Genomic DNA, 19,160 nt, shown 5'->3' with positions numbered 1-19,160 from the left:
CTTAATTTCCTTTTTTCTTCAAATACTCAGGTTGCTCGTAAACATTACCTATAACTTCATTTTCTTCAATTTCAGTCCATAAATTTACTGCTTCACTGCCTGTATCAATTACCCAAGCTCCTTCAAGTTGCTTAACAACCCCTATTATTTCCTTGTCATACTCATAAAAACCGCCCACTTCGTCAGCTCTTCCAAAAAATCTAGTGGTTTTCACAATGTCGCCTTCAAAGATCTCCTTGCCGTTCTTGTCTTTGAGTCCTGTTGATTGCATGAGGATAACGTCTTTAAAATCAAAACAATCGCTTTCGCAAATTCCACCCCAGCATAGGTCTATTTCATTTATGTAAAATCGAATCGACTCTATATAATCAGCAAAACAATTTTCTGTTTTTATCCACGCTCTATATCTTGGTATCATCCTAAATCCTCCTCTTTTACGAACGAACCATCAATCCAACGACCTTTTCGGTCTTTGATTTCTTGGTAAGCCAGTTCAAAACATTCCTCAAAACTATAACCAAGCGATTTACTGATTGATTTTAGATAACCGATTGAATGCGCTAAATTATATCGACACATTTTCTTGCCGATTAAATCCTGCCTCAATTGAAAACTACTAATCTCAGCACTTAACCATTTAAAGGAATCCATCACATCTTCATTTTCGATGAAACTTACTTCCTCAAAAATCTCCTGCACATCCGCTTTTATGAGCAACGCCAGACCAACAATCACGACTGCACAATCTCCAATGCTGTCCTTGGTTAGCTTCTCATTCTTCTTGAGATAGCCTGCGCATAACTCACCGAACTCTTCACTTAATTTTAAAGACTGCTTATCCAGCCGTCCACCGTTTTCAAGGTCACGGTCAATAAACCATTGTTTGACTTTGTCTAGTGTAGTCATCTGTTTCATTCCTCCTTATCTAAAATCCATGCAATATAGACACAAATCAGAGAAAGCATAATGGAATCCGCCAAATTCCCTCTCACTCCACCTAAGATGATAATTTCAAGTATCTTCCAGAGATAGTCCAATACAATAAAATGGACAAATTGGGTTAAGAAGAAGTTATACTTCCCATTAAATCGAACTTTCATAACATCACCTCATCCCCAACTTTCACTTTCTCGTACACGTCCTTCGTAACAACGAACACCCCGTAATCACGTATCGTAAGCGTGTATAACTTGCCATGCCGTCCTTTTTCAACGACCTTACCGAATATCTCACCACCTGCGTTATCTGCCTTATAGATAACCATCGGCTTCTTCTCTTCCAAATCTCGAATCCTGTCCATCTGCCAGATATTCAATCCAGCAGATAGCAGAATCCAGATAGATATGAATCGTTTCAATCTGTGACCTCATTTCTCAATTCAAAACCAATTCCATATAAGAGCAAATCATTTTGAAAGTCAACGAATGTTTCAATCATCTCAGCTTCTTGAAAGTCGTATTCCTCAACCTTACTTAAGAAATCATCAATATCATTTCTTTGTACACTTCCTTGGTCTGTCTTTGTATGTTCCACGGCTGATTCATAACCATCTACATCAATTGTGTAGCAGATTCTGCCACTTGAATAATCATATTTGTAATTTTTGATAATCACTATTTCATCTCCTTGCTCTTAATTTCTCTAGTGAGTCTATTTTTTAAAACATGACTTGTAAAATAAATACCGTCTGCATATGTATAATAATCAGCGGTTTCTTCAACCCATTGACCTCGTGTGTACGGGTATCTGTTTGGTCGTTTCATGTTACCACCTCATATATAAATATTTCGTATCAATATCTTGTTCTAAAATACACTCTTTCAATGACTTTAAAACTTCCAATGCTCCGCTGACTGTTCCCCATTTGTTTTCAGGTTCATACTGAGTATACTTTTCAGGGTACCGTTCTAATTCAGAGATACCACGTTGGATATTATCTAAAATGTCAGCAATGTTGTACGTAGTGTCTTGGTCAAAATCCCAATCCATAGCAATTCTGAACATCTTACCGAGATTGTAGGTCGGAGAACTATATCTAGGTTCAGCGATACGAATATAATCTCCGCTTTCTATTTTCGCTAAGATTTCCAAATCATAACTCATCACTCCACCTCTCCAATATCATCTTTTTTGATATCAACAACCTCTTCAAGATATTCCTTTGAACACCAATCGTATTCAACGCATTGTCTAATAAATCTTTTTTTATAAAAACAATGCTCTATGTATGCGATTGGAAATAGCAAAGCAATGAAAGGTGAACAAATGATTAAAAATAAATAAATAGCACTTCCACAAACTTTTGAGTCTGCAATATATTCATAAAAATCTGCTAAATCTTTTATTTTTTTTAAATGCCTGATAAAAATAATATAGTTTTTTCTTGTCATTCTGTTAACTCCTCAAAGCGCCCATCTATTTTTGGACTTATTTATTTTAAAAATGGGATTTTTCTTTTCTTTTTTCTTCTGCTTGTGATAATTGCTATCTTTGTTGAAGATAATATCTTCATTTTCAATCAGTTCAGGAATGAAGTATTTAGATGGGTGTCGTTCAGGTCGTTCCATATTACCACCTCATATATAAATATTTCATATCAATATCTTGTTCTAAAATACATTCTTTCAGTGACTTTAAAACTTCTAAGGCACCGCTGACTGTTCCCCATCTATTTTCAGGTTCATACTGCACATACTTTTCAGGGTACCGCTCTAATTCAGATATACCGCGCTGGATATTATCTAAAATGTCAGCAATGTTGTATGTAGTGTCTTGGTCAAAATCCCAATCCATAGCAATTCTAAACATCTTACCGAGATTGTAGGTCGGAGAACTATATCTAGGTTCAGCAATACAAATATAATCTCCACTCTCTATTTTCGCTAAGATTTCCAAATCATAACTCATTACTCCATCTCCTCCATCTTTACTTTATACATTCGTTCCCCTCGATACTTGCTCTCAAGTTGAGCCTTGCATTTAGTAGCATCTCCAACTTTCTTAAAGAAGTGAGTTTTATCTACCATATTGTCAAAATATAGTGTTACTGTATATGACATTTCTTCTCCTTAATTTATTAAAAAATATGTTTGTTTAATGAATATTTTTTCTAAGGTTACAGGTTACATCACTTTTTGAAAAATATATTTTATAAAAAACAAGAATGCTGTTATATCAACGTTTATAGCACTTGCTATTTTTACTTATTAAATATTTTATATAAATGATGTAACCTTACTAATAGACACTCCAAAACCTCAGTAGTATCAAGGGTTTAAGAGGGTTACATCACTTTTTTTAAAATTTTATCAAAAACAGCACTCAAACCGTTGATATAACTGACTTTTCCTGCGGTTACATCAATGATGTAACCTGATGTAACCGAAACAGGATTTTTGACCGTTTTTTGCCTAAAAGGTTACATCATTTTTGCTAAGGTTACATCACTTCTGTTTGTATATTTTTTCTAAAATATGCACGTAGTGTCTTCCCTTTAACCTTCTTTATTTTGTATTCCCAATCCTGATTATTGTCCATAATCAACTTGATTTTCCTAGCAATCTTTTCACCTCTTGCGCTATCAATATCAAAGACATTCTTTAATATCTGTTTAGCAGACACACTCGATTGAAGCTTCACACCTTCATATATCAGACCGGACTCATTGCGATAGCTACCATCATTGAAGTAGCACCAGGTATATTGATGTTGCTGAGTGACTGAGAAATCTTCCCATTCTTCTGGAACCAACATTTCAAGATAGTCGTATACTTGCGATTCGGCTTCATCTTTATAAGTGAAGCGCTCCTTATAGACCGCAAGCTCATTTTCGAACTCATCATCAAAGGTAAGGATAAATCCTTTTTTGTAAATAGCGACTGCTTCACCCCAAAGCTGGAGCACATCATGATCGGTCATATCAAATGGCTTGACAAACTGCTGGCCTGCATCCACCAGCACAGGCAGAAAGCGCCGCTCGCCAGTCTTGTCTCCCAGGTACTCAATTTTATTGCTGGTCCTTGCGATCACAAAGTTTTTAGGGAATTTTTCGGCCCTGCGACCGTACGACCTACGGAAAGAAAGTTCTGTTTTAGTCACGAAGGCTTTTAGCTCGTCAAAAGTAGTCTTCCTGGAAGCAACCATCTCGTCGTCATTGACGATCAGCGATTTCAGCATAATCTCATAGTTGTCCTTGTCCATAAAATCCTTAGCTGAATCTGTATACCAACCGACGGCTATTTTTTGCAAGAAAGTGGTCTTTCCAGCACCTTGGCCACCGACAAGATCTAGCGTGTAGTCGAATTTAACCCATGGATTAAAAACCTTAGAGACCGCACCAACAAAGAACATTTCAGCAATTTTCTGGACATAGATACTGTCTTCTGCACCCAACCAAGTTTGAAATACCTGGGCAAGTCGTTCTTTGTGATCCCATGACTCATAAGCGTTTTCCATGTATTCTTTAACCGGATTGTAGGTTTTTTCTGCAAAAAATGCTTCAATACCATCCCTTAATGCTCCAGCCTTGAAAACTGTCTTGAAGTGATTCTCCAAATATACGCTTAGGTAGGATTCAAAGGCTGAAGGTAGCTGCCCCTTCCTTAACTGGATAGCATCCAATTTGACATCCTCCACAATTTCGTGTTCACCAGTAAATTCATTGTGTCTGAGAAAGTCGTTGAGCTTGTTATCGCTCTTCATTGCAAGAAGAACATTTCTAGGACTGTCAGCCACAATAGATTCAATTTCAATCTGTTCACCTTCTTCATTTAAGATTTTTTTCTTTCTGCGCGAAAATTGCTTGATTGAAATATTCGTGACATCAGCTATTATGGCCACCCCCCCTCATGTGTTTCTTGATCATTGATTCGACAGTCCTACTTAATTCTCTATGTCCAAGAGGTTCTACCGAATTGTTATTGGCTGTTTCTGCAAGTGTTAGGATGCAGTTTGGATCTACTGACCTACTAAGGAGTCCGCCCACAAATTTTGCAAGTGTATCATTTCTGCTGCCTTCATCGCCGAAGCCTAGGACAACCATTTCAAATAATTCGGTTGTTCTGTTTCTCTTACCAGCACCTTTGCTGATTTGATAGTAGATATTATCCAGGTCACTACCAGAGTTCTTTTTGTTGTATTCCTTCTTGATGGCCATTACAAGAGATCGACTAGCCGTGACCATAGTGCCACCCTCTTTGGACTTTTTCTTGTCCCAAGCATAGACACCTTTGGAAGTTTTAGACGGAGCAACCAGTACGTAATTATTTGGATGTGCTTTGATATCCACACCAGGCAGAAATCCAATCATCTGGGTCATGGACACATCAGGATGTTTAAAATAAAAAATATGTTTACCGCCACTAGCTGTCTTTGCCTGCAGTGTTGGAGTTATCAAGTTCAGATGCTCCCAATTAGCCAGACTCTCATAGCCATTAGCCTTTCCGTGCAGGTCCACATCGATAACGAAGAATTTATCAGTCCGAACAGCAATGTTGCTATCCGGATACTGACTCCAAAAATCCTCAATTTCTTGCGCAGTCATAGCTGGTTTATCAGCAAATTTGATCATCGGTTGCTTATTTGAAGGACTAATAGGAATAACCGAAAATCCTTTTTTTTGATAAGCCAAGGCATGTTCTTTCATTCCCATTTAGTAACTCCTTAGAATGGTAAATCGTCGTCTTGAATATCCATCGGGTTGTCATTCCCAAATGTATCATTCGAACTTTGTTGATTACGACTTTCCAACATTTGGAAATTCTCAGCCACGACTTCTGTCACGTAGACACGTTGTCCTTGCTGGTTATCGTAACTACGAGTCTGAATACGGCCTGTCACCCCGATAAGTGAGCCTTTTTTAGCCCAGTTTGCAAGATTTTCGGCTTGTTGGCGCCACATAACGCAGTTGATAAAGTCAGCCTCGCGTTCGCCATTTTGACTCTTGAATGTACGGTTTACTGCAAGAGTAAAAGTCGCAACTGCTACATTTTGCGGTGTATAGCGGAGTTCAGCATCACGGGTCATGCGCCCTACAAGTACAGCATTGTTAATCATTATTTTATTACCTCCAAAATTCTACTGAACGTACTCTCATGAAATGAGTATAATCCATGGTTATTTCTCTTCAAAGGCTTGATAATTTTAGTAACAATTTCTTTTAAGGACATATCTGAAATTTCAAGCCAAAAGAAATCGTTCTTAGTGTAGTTGTAAACACAATCAATTTCTCCGTGCTTATAACATACACCCCAAATCTCACCTTGATGCTGATAGACTAGGATCTTATCATAATAATCAATCTGTAATTCAATCGGACGTTTGCGCCCCAGTTCCGTATATCCCATTACTCAATACCTCTTGCTTTCTTCGCATCTGCGATAATCTTCTGAGCTTCCTTCAATCGATCAGCTGGAATGCTTTCAGGTTTATCAACACCCATTTTATCGATGAACCATTTTCCAATTGTTGCAGCAGGACTCCCTGTAGCTTCAGCCATATTTTTGAGTTCTGTCCGAATGGTTTTAGCCTGTGCTCCTGTAATTGTTTTGGCTCCGTTACTTTTAGCTGGAGCATTAGCCGGTTGCTTTTGCTGGCTATTTGTTTTTTGAGCTGGTTTTTGCGACGTACGGCCTGCTTGGCTATTCTGATTATGATATTCATCCGTGTCAGGATCCTTATTGTCATCGATCATAAAAAGTCCGTTTAGGGCGTATTTTCGGGCGTAGCTGGATGCAGCACCTGTAACTTGACTACCATCCATCCCTTTTTTGCTATCATCTTCTCTAGCATAGGCTGTAGTCCCAATAGTTTCACCAACTGCATATAGAGTTGCTGTTGCTTCGACATAGTACCTGTCACCGATTTGTACAATTCCATCTTGTAAAATCAATACTGCATCGTGTTCCTGCAAGATTGGCTTCAGCGCTTCTAGGATGTCCTCTGCGCTTCGATAGCTATATTTCCCAAAACTGTTATACTGTCCTTTTGGAGCAACCAAACTCTGCTGGATACTCTGTAAAGTGACAAAGATTGGGGATTGTTGTTTTGTTACCATACATCTCCCCCTTTATAAGTTTCTCAATAGATCAAGCAAACCAGGCTTAGTATTTTCACGCTCGATTTTTGAAACATCGCTACCATTTGGATAAGTAAGTTCAAATGTGGCTTTAACCCGAATAATCTCCATTCCGTGTACCTTAGCCAATGATTTTAGAGCTGTTTTCTGTTCAAGATAACAATCATATGGCATTGTAAGAGCACCTCGAATATCATCCACAAAACCGGCCTGAGTAGCTAATGAAGAACGTTTGTTCTTGAGTTCATTTAAAAAATGTCCGCTTTGTTTGTTACGCATTACAATATAATCACTTGAAAGTTTCATTTTGATTCTCCTTAAAAATAAAATTCAATGACACGCACGTCATGTTGTTGACGGCTGCCTGTTACTCGCCATAAAAGTTGGCGATAATCGTCATAATCTCCATCAGATGGATTAACAGGGTCTAAGACCACAATAGTTTTAAATTTATGCTGAAGGCCATCAACTCCTACACCTAAAACCTGACTTGTAGCAACCACATTTGTCTGTTCTAAGGAGTCCTTCTTGTCTCCAGTCCAAATACCAATTTCTGGGTGACGCTCTCTGATGACCTCTACAATCTGCTTGGATTTGCTCACTATCAGCATTTCTGTCCTGCTTGCTAGTAGAAGATCCAATTGAAGTAGCATTGGAGTATCTGCATTAACTGCTTTCAATTTTGGAAAGTCAACCTCAAAACCAGTCTGGATTAAGTATCGTTCGAAAGTTTTTCGGCCAAATGTCTGTTTTGCCATGGCATACTTACCATCTTTTCCAACAATATTCAATTTTCTAAATTGTTCTAATTCCTCCGGATTAGCAGTTAGACACCAGATAGGTTCAAATACAACCTCAAATCCGTTGTTCTCTTCCGCTTCTTCAATGGCTTCTACTTCCTCCCAGCGGAAGAAGTTAGGCAGATTGCTTACATAGTTTTCATAGTCTCGGAAATCATCCCATTCTTGCTTAGAATAGCTGAACTTGGAATATTTCATTTTTCCATGAGCCAGTTGCCAGTTTTCTCTTTGATTAGGATCAGCCATCCCAAAAAATGTTTTTTCCAGAGGGTAGAAGTTTTGCCCCTTCTTCCTGATCGGGGTTGCTGATAGTCCAACTGTATAGCCACGTTTGACCTTGCGATAAGCCTTCACGTTGGCATCACTAGACATGTTCTGCCACTCGTCAATAATGAATACATCACACTCAATAGACTCACCGCTTGCAAGTCTGTTCTGCAATCTACGGTCCGTCATCGTTTCTAATTCAAAATCAGTGTCGTATCCTAGATTTTGATAAGTGCTATTCCATCCGTTCAGGATAGCTAAACGATTATTGATAACCAGGACTTTTTTTGCTGACTTGTGCTTTGCTATTTCAAAAGCACAGATGGTCTTACCACGGCCGCCGTATGCCTCAAGAAAGATCCCAGGACAATTACGGTCGCTACGTTTAACTGCTTCAGCTTGCCATTTGCGTAATTCGATTGCCAATGTCCACAATCACCTCCTCGATGTCATTCCGTTGGGCATAGAAGAGCCCGAGCCTTGCTGCTGCCCTCACATCATTGTGATGGCTCTTGTCAAAGTTCCACAGCCCAAGAGCTTTCAGCAAGTCATTTGGTATATCTGTCTGATAACCTGCGTTACGCTGCAGAACCAAGTCCGGATAGCAAAGTTCAATGGCTGCAATAGTTTCTACAACCGAGTTGTCCCTGGAATAATCATTGTCCCTAACTTCGAATTTTTCAACGACCACTATGTCGAATTCAAGACTACGACCAATCTCTTTGAACCAAGCTTTGAAGTTTTGGGCACCATAAGGGACCACCCAATAATCAACCAGCTTTGCATTATCCAAGAGTACAATCCCTGTTGTACTGGTTTCAATTTTGTTGCTTGATGGATCAATTGCTAAAATTTTCATCAAACACCAACTTTCTCAGTCAGCACTCCTGGATAAAGGGCCGTGTTAAACCAATTTTGTTTATTTACCTTTGCAAAGGCAAATAGCGCCTTAATTTCTTTTGCTTGTTTTTCGAATCTTCGAATATCTTCCTCGGATTCAAAAATAGGTTTTTCCTTGTATTTAGCGACTGTGACCAGTTTGTACTCCGGAGTAAATACCGGTTTTTCATTTCCTTGATCAAGATTTGTTTCGTCTACTTTCACAAAACGAATCGCAACATCGAATAGAAATCCTTCTGTAACAAGCACTTCAATTGATTCTGGTCCAATAACAACTGCTAGCGAATCTGTTACTCGTGTTTTGTTCATCAATTCCATTACTTAATCACCAACTTTTCCGTCCTAATGAGCTCGGCTCCTTTGACTTTCTTGCCAGATTTAAGTAACTCTTTGAGTGTTTTTTTGTCCGGCGCAAGCGTCACTTTTTTTGTAAAATATTTTTTCGGAAGGTCATCTTCGTTGACCTTGACTGATTCTGGATTCTTAGCAATTTTTATAATCAGGGCACCACTCTTGACTTCGGTTTGACCTGTGACATTCATAGCTGCCATAATGTTATCCTTGACATAATCCAGCTTTTTCTGTGCCGCCTGTTTCTTGGATTTGAAGCTCTCTTCCTCAGCCTTGTACATGTCCACGTCAGCTTCTAGATTCTTGATAACATGGGCATATCCTTCTGCTTTCTGTTCGAATTGTTCTTGCCAATCGATGGCCTCAAGCGTGTCTGCTTTTGTTTCGTCATCAATATCCATTTGATAAATTCTCAGGAACTGACCTGTTAGTTCGTATAAACTAGCCATTTTTTTCTACCTCTCTAATTTTATTTATAAGTTTTGTTAGTCCAATACCAGATTTGGTCAAATCAGCGTTGGACGTAAATAGATGATTTTGATTCATTCTAGCAATTTCGTTCTTAGATAAACATGCCAGGTTAGAAATATCATAGTTTGTTTTATCACCGTCCAGAAAAACGATTGAGTACCCTTTTGGTATTGGTCCGTGATGGTCCTCCCAGACTTTACGATGTTTCAAGACCCATTGATTAGGTTCTCCAATCTTTTCTTTCGGATAACCGTCTGTTGTGTAGTTGATAGTGCCGACAGGCACATAATTCGGAGGTCGATTACCTTTTTTGAACTGCCCGCTGTTTTTTGGCATATTTGGGTATTTCTTCCCCTTATTGTGGGGAGTCTGACCTTTCTCGAATCTTCCTGTCAAACCACTATGTAGATTATTATTTCTCCGATAACTCTTAATCTGTTTCTCAGTCAGTGATAATCCGAATTTTCGGTTCATTTCATTTGCGACATCACGAGAAATCTTATTTTTTTGGATGGACACAAGGTAGTCATGTTGCTCCTTAGTCAGCAATTTACCTTGATAAGCTTCGCCGACAAGCAATCCTAGACGTTTGCGTACGCCACCGATTTGACTCTTGTTATAATTCGTACCAAATTTTTCATTCAGCAACCTGGTTACTTCAGGAGTTAAACGACCAGGGCATATTTCATGCATGTATTTGGTGTACTCATCCTTCCAGCAAAGCGATTGGGGCATTATCCTCACCTACCTTATCTTTGAACTTCTCGGCATCTAGCGCCAACTGGCCAGCTTGTAGGATTTGACCTGAGATAGCGACCATCTGTTTTGATCGTTGGAGTTCGGTCTTTAATTCATCAGCAGTAAGATCCCTGTCGTCCAATGTTTCCAACTGAGCAAAAAGAGTATTGGTTAAATCTGTCAATTTATTTCGGACCATTTTAAACTCCTTCTTCTACACATTTTGCGAGTCCTACAGGCGGTTGCACGTCGTACGTAAATTGTTTATCTGAATTTCTCAGATTCATACGAGCGATGTTGTTGAACTGATTCCGCCCCTGTTGGTAAACCTCAATGATCGCTTTGTCTAGAATTTCTTGTTCTTCCACTTGCCTTTTTCTTTTCTGCTCGTTGTTTTCAATGACCATCAATGCTACAAAAAAGCAAATAAAGGTTGTTGCAAATCCGAGTAGTTGGCTCATTAAAGTTGGTTCTGTCATATTATTCTCCTTAAAACACACTTAAACCTTGTTTATCCCAATAAGAAATATATTCTTGTTGTGCTTGTCCGTTATATCCACACGCATGGAATGCCAAGCCGTGATTACTACCACTTTCTTTTTTGTCTAACAAAACTTCTAGTTCTGATTTGACGAATTTTTTTAACGCTTTAAAATCGCCACATGGATAAAAAAACTCGTACCCATCAATTACCAACTGCCACACCCAACCAAGGGGCGTTTGATTATAGATGTATTTGATTTCCATTTTTCTATACCTCTAAAAGTTTTTCCAAGTCAGCAATGCGCTGATAAAGTATTTGTTTTTCTTCTTGTGCTGCAATCAATTCTCGGTTTAAGTCCAACGCAACCAATCGCCAGTCGGTGTTGACTTCGATTTTTGTTGTGTTGAAAAACCATTTTGTGATTCTGTCTAGTAATTTCATCCGACTGACCTCATTTTCTTGCTTTTCACCATTTCTTTTTCCCAAGCTTGAGTCCCACGATATTGCAGATAAGCATCAAAACCTTTAATCGTGACAAGCTGGCCATCATTCCTAAGATGCTTCTGTTGGCTAGGTAGCTTCTTCATCTCGCGTCTCATGTCTCCCGCTTGCCGTTTCGAGCATCCAAAGATGTGTTCTAATTCTTCATCATTAGCCGAAACCTTTTCGATGATTACATCTTTAATTCTTACAATTTCAACTGCTTCCATTTTTGCTCCTTTCGTGTTATAATTCAGTTAGTTATTTTGATTAGCGCCTGACTTCTGTTAGGTGCTTTTTGTGCTACTCAATCCCGTAATCTTCAATCACCTGAAGAATAAAACTGTTCGCTCGTGGACCTTTTGTTGTTCCACTTAGAATGTTTGTCACTTCCTGTCGCTTAAAGCCGTAAGCAACCGCTAGAGTTGCTTTTTTGATCCCTTTCTCTTTCAAGAAAGCATTAACTCTTTCACGACCGTTTGCAATATCTGGCATATACGTTCCTCCTATTTACTTATTTGTAAATAAGAAACAACTAAAAATTTAACTATTTTTTGTGTTATCGCTTGACTTTTTACAATCTATTGTTTAGAATAAAAGCATAAGAAAAAGCACTAATAAAACTATAAATACCGTTCGCCAAAACATTTTTATAATTTATTTCTTAGTTGTTTTTTTAGTTGTAACTTACTTACAAAAACTATTGTAAACTATTGATTGTGTTTTGTCAACGATTTTACACACAAAAGTTTAAATATTTTTTGTCATGTCTTAGAAAGGCTGATAAATCAATGTTTTCTTTGTTTGAAAAAATTAAAGAACTTTGCCAAAAACGAGGAATTTCTATAAATTCTCTCGAAGAAACACTTGGATATAGCAGAAACACAATCTATAGCATGAAGAGTAAAAAACCAAATGCTGAAAGATTACAAGAAATCGCCGACTATTTCCATGTCTCCACTGACTACCTGCTCGGTCGCACGGATAATCCGACTATTGCAAAGGCTGATACAATCGCAGGATACACATCTGACGACCTCCGAAAGATGGCAGAGAATGCCAAGACCTTCGATGGCAAGCCTCTTACAGAAGAAGATATTGACGCGATTCAAAACATCATTGAGATTTATTTGAGAGGTAGATAGTATGACAAGTATTCCAATGAAAAAGAATCCGTTCAGAGAAAAGATGACAGCAATCAGGATTGTCAATCCTGAAACTTCTCAGTTTCTAGGAACGATCACTAACTTTGATATGTTTCCTGGTTCGACATCTTTGGTTGCATTTCTAGACTTCTTTAATCTAAGACCTGAAACAGATTATATCCTGTCTCTAACTGCCCACTTCCCCAACGGCACGTCTTACCCTGTCCATGCTACTAGAATTAATATCGCGAGACAAGAATTCGTGCTACTCGAAGACGGCTTTGGTATGGCCACTGGTAATTTCAGCTTTAATTTTACGATACAGAACCCAAGTGATTTTTACTTTTTCTTCGTCTTGATGGACGAAAACGGTCAGGAAGTAGATACAGCATATAGTTATCATCATTTTGGAAAGTGGGGATAATCAATGCCGGACACACAAGATAATTTTAAAGCTTTGCCATCTAATTTTGTTTCATTGAGTAGTAAAAGAGCCTCTTTGACAACTGTACCCATACAAAATCGTGATATAATGGAGTCAGAAATGTTATCGGAGGAAAATATTATGTCACAAGATACTTACAGCAAATCTGAAATCGATTTAAAACTTGATAAAATTAATTCTGACACCCAGCATGGATTCGAGAAAATTGATTTAAAAATTGACCAACTCAAACAAGAAATGCGTAGCGGATTTGAAAAAATCGACTTGAAATTTGAACAAGTTGATTTGAAATTTGAGCAAGTCGATTTAAAATTTGATAATTTCGAGAAACGTATTGAAACTATGTTTCTAACTCAAGAAAACAAGAGATTAGAAGAGCAAGCTAAAAGCAAAAAAGAGTTCATGTATTGGTTTATCGGATTGTTAGTTAGTACTTTACTGGGGATACTCGCAATCATCGTAACCATTTTAACAACAAAATAACACAAAAAGGATGATAGCCTATGACTATTGAAGAGCTAGTTGACTCACACGGTGTCACTCTCGCTTACTTTGATAATGAACTTTGGCAAAGACCTGGAGTTTACGTCAAAGAGATTAGTATTATCTTTATAAACCGTGAACTGTCCGAAAACGCAAAAAAACGGGTCATATACCACGAATTAGGACATCTGGAACATTCTACTGCACTATATAAAAATAACCACACCAGATGCGAGAATGAGGCTAATAGGCACATGATTCATAAGTTGCTAGAAGAAGAACTCGCACTATCAGACGACCATCAATCTTTCAACTATATCCAGTTCATGCAAAAACATGAGCTTAGAACAGTCACGGACGAATTGATGGTAATTGACGAATATTATGAATTGATAGGATAGTTCATCAGAATAACTATAAAAACAAAAAAAAATCCCCACACTCAAATTTTGGTCGAGGAGAGTGTGAGGATTAGGTAGTATAGTAAAAGGCATTAAAAAGCCCTTTTTACTATACCCATTTTATCAAAAAAGTGAGGTAAAATCAATGTGGATGGAAGAATTGCCAAATGGCAAATATAAATTTTTTGAGCGCTACAAAGATCCATATACTGAGAAATTGAAAAAAGTGTCAGTCACGATGGAGAAGAAAACTCCCCAGGCAAGAAATCAAGCTGCTATCTTGTTGCAGGAAAAGATAAAACAAAAGTTAGGAGAAAAACAACATTTTGTTTCTGATATAACTTTTGAAAAACTATATGAGGAATTCGAGGAGAATTGGAAACACGGTGTTAAAAATTCAACAGTCTATGCTTCAAAAAATGTAAAAAAAGAGATTTTAAAGCAGATAGAGGGCGACTACCTAGTTAGAAATATTGATAGACGTTTATTACAAAAAGTAATAGATCAACTATTACAAGACGGGAGATCTCATAACTATGTTTCTAAAATCAAGTTCAAGCTCAATCAGATAATGAAATTCGCTATCAGAATGAATTATATTGATACAAATGAAATGCTATTTGTTGAAACGCCTAGAAAAGTAATTACATCCGACGAACTCAGGAAGAAAAACACAAAATACTTAGACCAAAAAGAGTTTAAGTTATTCATCCAAAATTTAAAAGACGAGGCCCTATGTGATTATCGAATTACAAAGTATATCCGAATAGCTAAAGTTCTTTTTCTTACTGGCATGAGGTATGGAGAACTGGCAGCCTTAAACTACAAGGAGGATATAGATTTTTCTAAAAAGACTATTCACATCAAGCATACATACGATTTCAGACAAAAAGAGAGAACTACACCAAAGACAATCAAGTCCGATAGGGTTATAACAGCACCTCAAAAAGTGTTAGATATTATCAAAAAGCAAATAATAGAGAATGCGACAAATGGATTTGATACAGATTTTATTTTCATCAATACTCTAGGAGAACCAATAACAAATGCCAGGGTTATTTGTGCATTGAAAAGACATGGTCAAAAAATCGGCATAGAAAAAAATATAACTACACATACATTTAGACATTCTCACATATCCCTACTTGCCGAGCTAGGCATTCCTTTGACTGCCATCATGGATAGAGTAGGACATAGCGACTCAAAGACCACACTAGAGATTTATTCCCATGTCACTCAAAAAATGGTATCAGACATATCTAGTAAGTTAGAAAAGATAAAACTATAAATTATGCCCCTCGCCTGCCCCTTTTTATCATATAAGACAAACAAAAACCCTTTAAAGTGTTGATATTAAAGGGTTTTTAAATTGTACGAAAAAAGAGCACACAATTCAAATCGCTTAGGGCTGCTGGATTCCTCCCCTGACCCGCTTCACGCAGAACTGTTGCTCCACTGTTAATTATATCACATTCCTATTCATTTTAAAAGCAAAATTATTTTTTCCGTCTATTTCTAAAAAAGTCCTGCATAATAGCTGCGCATTCATCTTCCAAAATTCCCGTTTCAACCTCCACACGATGATTGAGACGCTCATCTGTCAAGATATCGTACAAACTTCCAGCAGCGCCAAATTTCTGGTTTTTAGCCCCATAGACCACGTTTGGAATACGGGCAAGCCCAATCGCCCCACTACACATGACACAAGGCTCAATGGTCACAAAAAGTGTGCAATCCAGCAAACGCCAGCTCTCCTCAGTCAAGTTCGCATTCTCTATTGCCATGATTTCTGCATGCATGACCGCCCGCTGCAATTCCTCACGCGCATTGTGCCCACGACCAATGATTTCGCCATCCTTGACAATCACACAACCAATTGGAATTTCATCGTGTTCAAGAGCAATCTCAGCCTCTCTCAAAGCTTCCCTCATAAAGACTTCTTTTTCTTCAACTGTATAATTCATCAATTTCCCTTTTACTACTTATCGATTTTATTATTATATCATGAATCCCAAGACAAAAAAAGCCACCGAATGCGGTGACTTTATAGGGAGATTATTATGAAAAAGAAAAGTTTAGGATATTTGTTACAACAAGTTAGGAGGTCTTCTTGTAACTGTCTATAGTATACCCGACCTATCTTAAACAAATCTTAAAAATCTCTTAGGACCAAACACTTTCTAAAATATTTGTTTGTTCACGACCAGGACCTACTGAGAAAGTAGAAATACGAACACCAACCAATTCACTCACACGACGAACATAGTTACGCGCATTCTCAGGAAGGTCTTCCAAATTACGAACTCCAGTAATATCTTCTGACCAACCTGGCAACTCTTCATAGATAGGCTTGCAACGCTTCAATTGCTCAAGACTAGCTGGATAGTAGTCAATACGTTGACCATCAAGATCATAGGCCACGCAGATTTTCACAGTATCTAAACCACTCAAAACATCGATAGAGTTCAATGAAAGATTAGTAATACCAGAAACACGACGACTATGACGCATCACAACTGAATCAAACCATCCCACACGACGTGGACGACCAGTTGTTGTACCATATTCATGACCAACTTCACGGATACGTTCTCCCACTTCATCAAACAACTCAGTTGGGAAAGGACCATCTCCTACACGACTCGTATAGGCTTTACATACACCAACAACCTTGTCAATCTTACTTGGACCGACACCAGAACCAATTGTCACACCACCAGCTACAGGGTTTGATGACGTAACGAATGGATAAGTACCTTGGTCGATATCTAGCATAACACCTTGTGCACCTTCAAAAAGCACACGCTTTCCATTATCAAGCGCATCATTCAAGATAACAGATGTATCTGTCACATATTTTTTGATTTGTTGACCATATTCGTAATATTCTTCAAAAATATCATCGAAATCAATCGCTTTACTGTCATACAATTTTTCAAAAAGACGATTCTTCTCAGCAAGGTTACGTTCTAAACGCTCACGGAAAATATCTTTATCCAAAAGATCTGCGATACGAATCCCAACACGAGCAGCCTTGTCCATATAAGCTGGACCAATTCCCTTGATTGTAGTACCAATCTTATTGTCGCCCTTAGCCTCTTCTTGCAAACGGTCTAACTCGATATGATAAGGCAAAATAACATGCGCGCGATCAGAAATACGCAAGTTATCAGTTGTCACACCCTCCTCATGAAGATAGCTCAACTCTTTCACAAGAGATTTAGGATTTACAACCATACCATTCCCAATAACAGAGATTTTTTCAGGGAAGAAAATTCCAGATGGAATCAAGTGCAACTTAAATTTCTTACCATCGATCACAATCGTGTGACCTGCATTATCACCACCCTGGTAACGTGCAATCACTTCTGCATTCGCTGAAAGGAAATCTGTAATCTTCCCTTTACCTTCATCACCCCATTGGGTACCTACAACAACAACTGAAGTCATAATCTTGTCTGAGCCCTCAGGCTCTTCCTTTCTCACATACATGGCAGGAATCTCACCTGCAATTATATCTTACAATTTATTATAAGAAAAAATCGCCTTTTTATCAAGAAGAAACAATAGAAAGATTTGCTATTTCCAACTATTAAAAAATGTTTTAGACAAATTACCAGCTATTTATTGTTATATTGCCATAAAAAAGTAAGTTTGTTCGGAAATTAACTCAGACTATCTCAACAAGCAACAAAACCTTGTTTCATTATCAATTTTTCAAGATACAAACGATAAGCAACACGATAATGGTAAACGATAAAATCCCTACGACACCCAATACCATATCTCACTAAATAATAAATTAAAAATTTAAAATGAAAATGTTCCCAGTCCCAACTATTACCAAAGAAAGTAGCATACTCTTCTTCGATACTGTCATAGAAATCAGTCATCTGATCATAAATATTTTGTAGCATAAGCATACACTCCTTTACTTTTTATGATCTTATTCTAACAAAAAATTTTAATTAATCATTAATAACTCCTGAATTGTTAAAATACCAACCTCAACAAGAGAAAAAATAGGAAAAGTTGACAGAATAGAAATAAATTTACTACCTAAATTAGACTTTGATAAAAACCTTATTGACTGCGTTGAATACTAAAAGAGACTGAGGAAAAAATCTTAAAATAAGAAAAACGCATATTATCAGATATTCAAATCTATGTAATCTTGCATTATCTATAATAGCTGATGGTATGCTTAATTTTGTATAGTCGCTTAGTTTAAAATGCGCATGTTATAATAAAGCGATGAATAAATCGATTAGGAAAGTCAAATTAATTTCTAGAAATATTTTTAGCAGTTGTAACATACTATTCTAGTTCCAATCTACTATATTGACGAAACGGGAATCGTCCCCTACCTTTATCGTCCTTATGATGCACGGACTCCTAGAGAGGAGAAAGTATATGAAAATATTATCGGACGGCGTTTTGAGCGGACTTCAATTGTTTCAAGAAAAGTAGAGGGAGAGTTTATAGTTCCTATTTGTAAAGTGGTTCAAAATGCAACTCCTACCTACTTTGAAGAGACTTCATATTACAACTTACAACGCCAAATTAGAAGCGACGAATATTCTCATCAAACTCATCAAGCGCAATGCCTTTGGTTTTCGAAACTTTGAAAACTTCAAAAAACGCATTTTTCTTGCTCTGAATATCAAAAAAGAAAGGACAAATTTTGTCCTTTCACTACAGTTGAAAGAGAGCCACATAAAAAGAGGACTAAGCCTCTCTTAATTACTACTCCGCCAGTAGGACTCGAACCTACGACATCATGATTAACAGTCATGCGCTACTACCAACTGAGCTATGGCGGAATAAAGCTAAGCGACTTCCATATCTCACAGGGGGCAACCCCCAACTACTTCCGGCGTTCTAGGGCTTAACTTCTGTGTTCGGCATGGGTACAGGTGTATCTCCTAGGCTATCGTCACTTAACTCTGAGTAATACCTACTCAAAATTGAATATCTATTCAAACCAAGAAAACCGTTCGCTTTCGTATTCTCAGTTACTTTGGATAAGTCCTCGAGCTATTAGTATTAGTCCGCTACATGTGTCGCCACACTTCCACTTCTAACCTATCTACCTGATCATCTCTCAGGGCTCTTACTGA

The 19,160-nt window shown here is 37.8% G+C and carries 35 protein-coding genes, 1 tRNA gene, 2 rRNA genes, 1 other RNA gene and 1 pseudogene; 6 read left to right on the top strand and 34 right to left on the bottom strand.

The window, feature by feature from the left end; all coding sequences use genetic code 11:
• Position 1: 1 nt before the first annotated feature.
• From CYK18_RS06090 to CYK18_RS05975, 27 genes are all read right to left on the bottom strand, one after another.
• Positions 2 to 418, bottom strand: a complete 417-nt coding sequence (locus tag CYK18_RS06090; protein ID WP_101785643.1) for a YopX family protein — start codon at positions 416 to 418, stop codon at positions 2 to 4.
• The gene (locus CYK18_RS06085; RefSeq protein WP_101785830.1) at positions 415 to 906 is read right to left on the bottom strand and encodes a MazG-like family protein; all 492 of its coding nucleotides are present in this window, start codon (positions 904 to 906) and stop codon (positions 415 to 417) included. Before CYK18_RS06085 ends, CYK18_RS06090 begins: the two co-directional genes overlap by 4 nt.
• Before the next feature lie 5 nt (positions 907 to 911).
• Complete coding sequence (locus CYK18_RS06080) at positions 912 to 1,100, bottom strand: hypothetical protein (protein WP_101785642.1); 189 nt, start codon at positions 1,098 to 1,100, stop codon at positions 912 to 914.
• On the bottom strand, positions 1,097 to 1,300 hold the full coding sequence (locus tag CYK18_RS06075) for a DUF1372 family protein (RefSeq protein ID WP_257960170.1): 204 nt from the start codon (positions 1,298 to 1,300) through the stop codon (positions 1,097 to 1,099). The genes CYK18_RS06080 and CYK18_RS06075 overlap by 4 nt, the downstream gene beginning before the upstream one ends.
• A 53-nt stretch (positions 1,301 to 1,353) precedes the next feature.
• Positions 1,354 to 1,614: a hypothetical protein gene (locus CYK18_RS06070; RefSeq protein WP_101785640.1), complete on the bottom strand. Its 261-nt coding sequence runs from the start codon at positions 1,612 to 1,614 to the stop codon at positions 1,354 to 1,356.
• 150 nt (positions 1,615 to 1,764) lie between these two features.
• Positions 1,765 to 2,103 carry a hypothetical protein gene (locus tag CYK18_RS06065; protein WP_101785639.1) on the bottom strand — a complete coding sequence of 113 codons (339 nt, stop codon included), beginning with the start codon at positions 2,101 to 2,103 and terminating at the stop codon, positions 1,765 to 1,767.
• Positions 2,103 to 2,390, bottom strand: a complete 288-nt coding sequence (locus CYK18_RS06060; RefSeq protein ID WP_101785638.1) for a hypothetical protein — start codon at positions 2,388 to 2,390, stop codon at positions 2,103 to 2,105. The genes CYK18_RS06065 and CYK18_RS06060 overlap by 1 nt, the downstream gene beginning before the upstream one ends.
• 12 nt (positions 2,391 to 2,402) lie before the next feature.
• Complete coding sequence (locus CYK18_RS10805) at positions 2,403 to 2,567, bottom strand: hypothetical protein (protein WP_180948017.1); 165 nt, start codon at positions 2,565 to 2,567, stop codon at positions 2,403 to 2,405.
• A gap of 1 nt (position 2,568) precedes the next feature.
• Entirely contained in the window at positions 2,569 to 2,907 is a 339-nt protein-coding gene (locus CYK18_RS06055; RefSeq protein WP_050259481.1) for a hypothetical protein, read from the bottom strand.
• On the bottom strand, positions 2,907 to 3,059 hold the full coding sequence (locus CYK18_RS10800) for a DUF7204 family protein (protein ID WP_180948016.1): 153 nt from the start codon (positions 3,057 to 3,059) through the stop codon (positions 2,907 to 2,909). The genes CYK18_RS06055 and CYK18_RS10800 overlap by 1 nt, the downstream gene beginning before the upstream one ends.
• A gap of 379 nt (positions 3,060 to 3,438) precedes the next feature.
• Positions 3,439 to 4,839 carry a VapE domain-containing protein gene (locus tag CYK18_RS06050; RefSeq protein WP_101785637.1) on the bottom strand — a complete coding sequence of 467 codons (1,401 nt, stop codon included), beginning with the start codon at positions 4,837 to 4,839 and terminating at the stop codon, positions 3,439 to 3,441.
• The gene (locus tag CYK18_RS06045) at positions 4,823 to 5,650 is read right to left on the bottom strand and encodes a bifunctional DNA primase/polymerase (protein ID WP_101785636.1); all 828 of its coding nucleotides are present in this window, start codon (positions 5,648 to 5,650) and stop codon (positions 4,823 to 4,825) included. Before CYK18_RS06045 ends, CYK18_RS06050 begins: the two co-directional genes overlap by 17 nt.
• Positions 5,651 to 5,661: 11 nt before the next feature.
• Positions 5,662 to 6,054 (bottom strand): single-stranded DNA-binding protein, encoded by a 393-nt coding sequence (gene ssb / locus CYK18_RS06040; RefSeq protein ID WP_007518739.1) that lies wholly within the window; start codon positions 6,052 to 6,054, stop codon positions 5,662 to 5,664.
• Entirely contained in the window at positions 6,054 to 6,344 is a 291-nt protein-coding gene (locus tag CYK18_RS06035; RefSeq protein WP_101785635.1) for a hypothetical protein, read from the bottom strand. The genes ssb and CYK18_RS06035 overlap by 1 nt, the downstream gene beginning before the upstream one ends.
• Positions 6,344 to 7,054: an ERF family protein gene (locus CYK18_RS06030; RefSeq protein WP_007518735.1), complete on the bottom strand. Its 711-nt coding sequence runs from the start codon at positions 7,052 to 7,054 to the stop codon at positions 6,344 to 6,346. Before CYK18_RS06030 ends, CYK18_RS06035 begins: the two co-directional genes overlap by 1 nt.
• A gap of 12 nt (positions 7,055 to 7,066) precedes the next feature.
• Positions 7,067 to 7,381 (bottom strand): hypothetical protein, encoded by a 315-nt coding sequence (locus CYK18_RS06025; protein WP_101785634.1) that lies wholly within the window; start codon positions 7,379 to 7,381, stop codon positions 7,067 to 7,069.
• Positions 7,382 to 7,392: 11 nt separating this feature from the next.
• Positions 7,393 to 8,568, bottom strand: a complete 1,176-nt coding sequence (locus CYK18_RS06020; RefSeq protein WP_007518731.1) for a DEAD/DEAH box helicase family protein — start codon at positions 8,566 to 8,568, stop codon at positions 7,393 to 7,395.
• On the bottom strand, positions 8,537 to 9,001 hold the full coding sequence (locus CYK18_RS06015; RefSeq protein WP_007518729.1) for a hypothetical protein: 465 nt from the start codon (positions 8,999 to 9,001) through the stop codon (positions 8,537 to 8,539). The genes CYK18_RS06020 and CYK18_RS06015 overlap by 32 nt, the downstream gene beginning before the upstream one ends.
• The gene (locus CYK18_RS06010; protein ID WP_229035165.1) at positions 9,001 to 9,351 is read right to left on the bottom strand and encodes a hypothetical protein; all 351 of its coding nucleotides are present in this window, start codon (positions 9,349 to 9,351) and stop codon (positions 9,001 to 9,003) included. Before CYK18_RS06010 ends, CYK18_RS06015 begins: the two co-directional genes overlap by 1 nt.
• Positions 9,352 to 9,359: 8 nt before the next feature.
• Positions 9,360 to 9,842: a siphovirus Gp157 family protein gene (locus CYK18_RS06005; protein ID WP_101785633.1), complete on the bottom strand. Its 483-nt coding sequence runs from the start codon at positions 9,840 to 9,842 to the stop codon at positions 9,360 to 9,362.
• Positions 9,835 to 10,557: an HNH endonuclease signature motif containing protein gene (locus CYK18_RS06000; RefSeq protein WP_025172825.1), complete on the bottom strand. Its 723-nt coding sequence runs from the start codon at positions 10,555 to 10,557 to the stop codon at positions 9,835 to 9,837. Before CYK18_RS06000 ends, CYK18_RS06005 begins: the two co-directional genes overlap by 8 nt.
• A 13-nt stretch (positions 10,558 to 10,570) precedes the next feature.
• Positions 10,571 to 10,801 carry a hypothetical protein gene (locus CYK18_RS05995; RefSeq protein ID WP_007518722.1) on the bottom strand — a complete coding sequence of 77 codons (231 nt, stop codon included), beginning with the start codon at positions 10,799 to 10,801 and terminating at the stop codon, positions 10,571 to 10,573.
• Position 10,802: 1 nt separating this feature from the next.
• Positions 10,803 to 11,081 (bottom strand): hypothetical protein, encoded by a 279-nt coding sequence (locus CYK18_RS05990; RefSeq protein ID WP_101785632.1) that lies wholly within the window; start codon positions 11,079 to 11,081, stop codon positions 10,803 to 10,805.
• A gap of 10 nt (positions 11,082 to 11,091) precedes the next feature.
• Complete coding sequence (locus CYK18_RS05985; protein ID WP_101785631.1) at positions 11,092 to 11,349, bottom strand: hypothetical protein; 258 nt, start codon at positions 11,347 to 11,349, stop codon at positions 11,092 to 11,094.
• A 4-nt stretch (positions 11,350 to 11,353) separates the two neighbouring features.
• Positions 11,354 to 11,527: a hypothetical protein gene (locus CYK18_RS10795; RefSeq protein ID WP_180948015.1), complete on the bottom strand. Its 174-nt coding sequence runs from the start codon at positions 11,525 to 11,527 to the stop codon at positions 11,354 to 11,356.
• Positions 11,524 to 11,796 carry a hypothetical protein gene (locus CYK18_RS05980; protein ID WP_007518714.1) on the bottom strand — a complete coding sequence of 91 codons (273 nt, stop codon included), beginning with the start codon at positions 11,794 to 11,796 and terminating at the stop codon, positions 11,524 to 11,526. The genes CYK18_RS10795 and CYK18_RS05980 overlap by 4 nt, the downstream gene beginning before the upstream one ends.
• Before the next feature lie 73 nt (positions 11,797 to 11,869).
• Positions 11,870 to 12,061: a DNA-binding protein gene (locus CYK18_RS05975; RefSeq protein ID WP_001112860.1), complete on the bottom strand. Its 192-nt coding sequence runs from the start codon at positions 12,059 to 12,061 to the stop codon at positions 11,870 to 11,872.
• 296 nt (positions 12,062 to 12,357) lie between these two features.
• On the opposite strand from CYK18_RS05975, the gene CYK18_RS05970 reads away from it, so the two are divergent.
• From CYK18_RS05970 to CYK18_RS05950, 5 genes are all read left to right on the top strand, one after another.
• A complete protein-coding gene (locus CYK18_RS05970) occupies positions 12,358 to 12,711 on the top strand; it encodes a helix-turn-helix domain-containing protein (RefSeq protein WP_101785630.1) in 354 nt (117 codons plus the stop codon).
• A gap of 1 nt (position 12,712) precedes the next feature.
• On the top strand, positions 12,713 to 13,135 hold the full coding sequence (locus tag CYK18_RS05965) for a hypothetical protein (protein ID WP_101785628.1): 423 nt from the start codon (positions 12,713 to 12,715) through the stop codon (positions 13,133 to 13,135).
• A gap of 3 nt (positions 13,136 to 13,138) precedes the next feature.
• Entirely contained in the window at positions 13,139 to 13,639 is a 501-nt protein-coding gene (locus CYK18_RS05960; RefSeq protein WP_257960167.1) for a hypothetical protein, read from the top strand.
• A 20-nt stretch (positions 13,640 to 13,659) separates the two neighbouring features.
• The gene (locus CYK18_RS05955; RefSeq protein WP_101785626.1) at positions 13,660 to 14,040 is read left to right on the top strand and encodes an ImmA/IrrE family metallo-endopeptidase; all 381 of its coding nucleotides are present in this window, start codon (positions 13,660 to 13,662) and stop codon (positions 14,038 to 14,040) included.
• Between the two features lie 151 nt (positions 14,041 to 14,191).
• Positions 14,192 to 15,328 (top strand): tyrosine-type recombinase/integrase, encoded by a 1,137-nt coding sequence (locus CYK18_RS05950; protein ID WP_257960166.1) that lies wholly within the window; start codon positions 14,192 to 14,194, stop codon positions 15,326 to 15,328.
• 78 nt (positions 15,329 to 15,406) lie between these two features.
• Here CYK18_RS05950 and ffs read toward each other — a convergent pair.
• From ffs to comW, 4 genes are all read right to left on the bottom strand, one after another.
• Positions 15,407 to 15,504: signal recognition particle sRNA small type (gene ffs, locus CYK18_RS05945), an RNA gene on the bottom strand.
• 32 nt (positions 15,505 to 15,536) lie between these two features.
• The gene (tadA, locus tag CYK18_RS05940; protein ID WP_049521811.1) at positions 15,537 to 16,004 is read right to left on the bottom strand and encodes a tRNA adenosine(34) deaminase TadA; all 468 of its coding nucleotides are present in this window, start codon (positions 16,002 to 16,004) and stop codon (positions 15,537 to 15,539) included.
• Between the two features lie 199 nt (positions 16,005 to 16,203).
• Positions 16,204 to 17,490: an adenylosuccinate synthase gene (locus tag CYK18_RS05935; RefSeq protein WP_004237599.1), complete on the bottom strand. Its 1,287-nt coding sequence runs from the start codon at positions 17,488 to 17,490 to the stop codon at positions 16,204 to 16,206.
• 230 nt (positions 17,491 to 17,720) lie between these two features.
• Positions 17,721 to 17,957, bottom strand: a complete 237-nt coding sequence (comW, locus tag CYK18_RS05930) for a sigma(X)-activator ComW (RefSeq protein ID WP_049521810.1) — start codon at positions 17,955 to 17,957, stop codon at positions 17,721 to 17,723.
• Between the two features lie 637 nt (positions 17,958 to 18,594).
• Between comW and CYK18_RS05925 the strand changes: the two are divergent.
• A pseudogene (locus CYK18_RS05925) lies at positions 18,595 to 18,783 on the top strand (transposase); the annotation flags it as partial.
• 6 nt (positions 18,784 to 18,789) lie between these two features.
• On the opposite strand, the gene CYK18_RS05920 reads toward CYK18_RS05925, so the two are convergent.
• The 3 genes from CYK18_RS05920 to CYK18_RS05910 all read right to left on the bottom strand — a co-directional run.
• Positions 18,790 to 18,863 (bottom strand) — tRNA-Asn (locus tag CYK18_RS05920).
• 5 nt (positions 18,864 to 18,868) lie between these two features.
• Positions 18,869 to 18,984 (bottom strand): 5S ribosomal RNA (gene rrf, locus CYK18_RS05915).
• 76 nt (positions 18,985 to 19,060) lie between these two features.
• Positions 19,061 to 19,160 (bottom strand): 23S ribosomal RNA (locus tag CYK18_RS05910); the annotation flags it as partial.

The organism is Streptococcus mitis (assembly GCF_002860865.1).
GTDB lineage: Bacteria > Bacillota > Bacilli > Lactobacillales > Streptococcaceae > Streptococcus > Streptococcus mitis_AT.
This window is presented reverse-complemented; position numbering and strand designations above follow the sequence as displayed.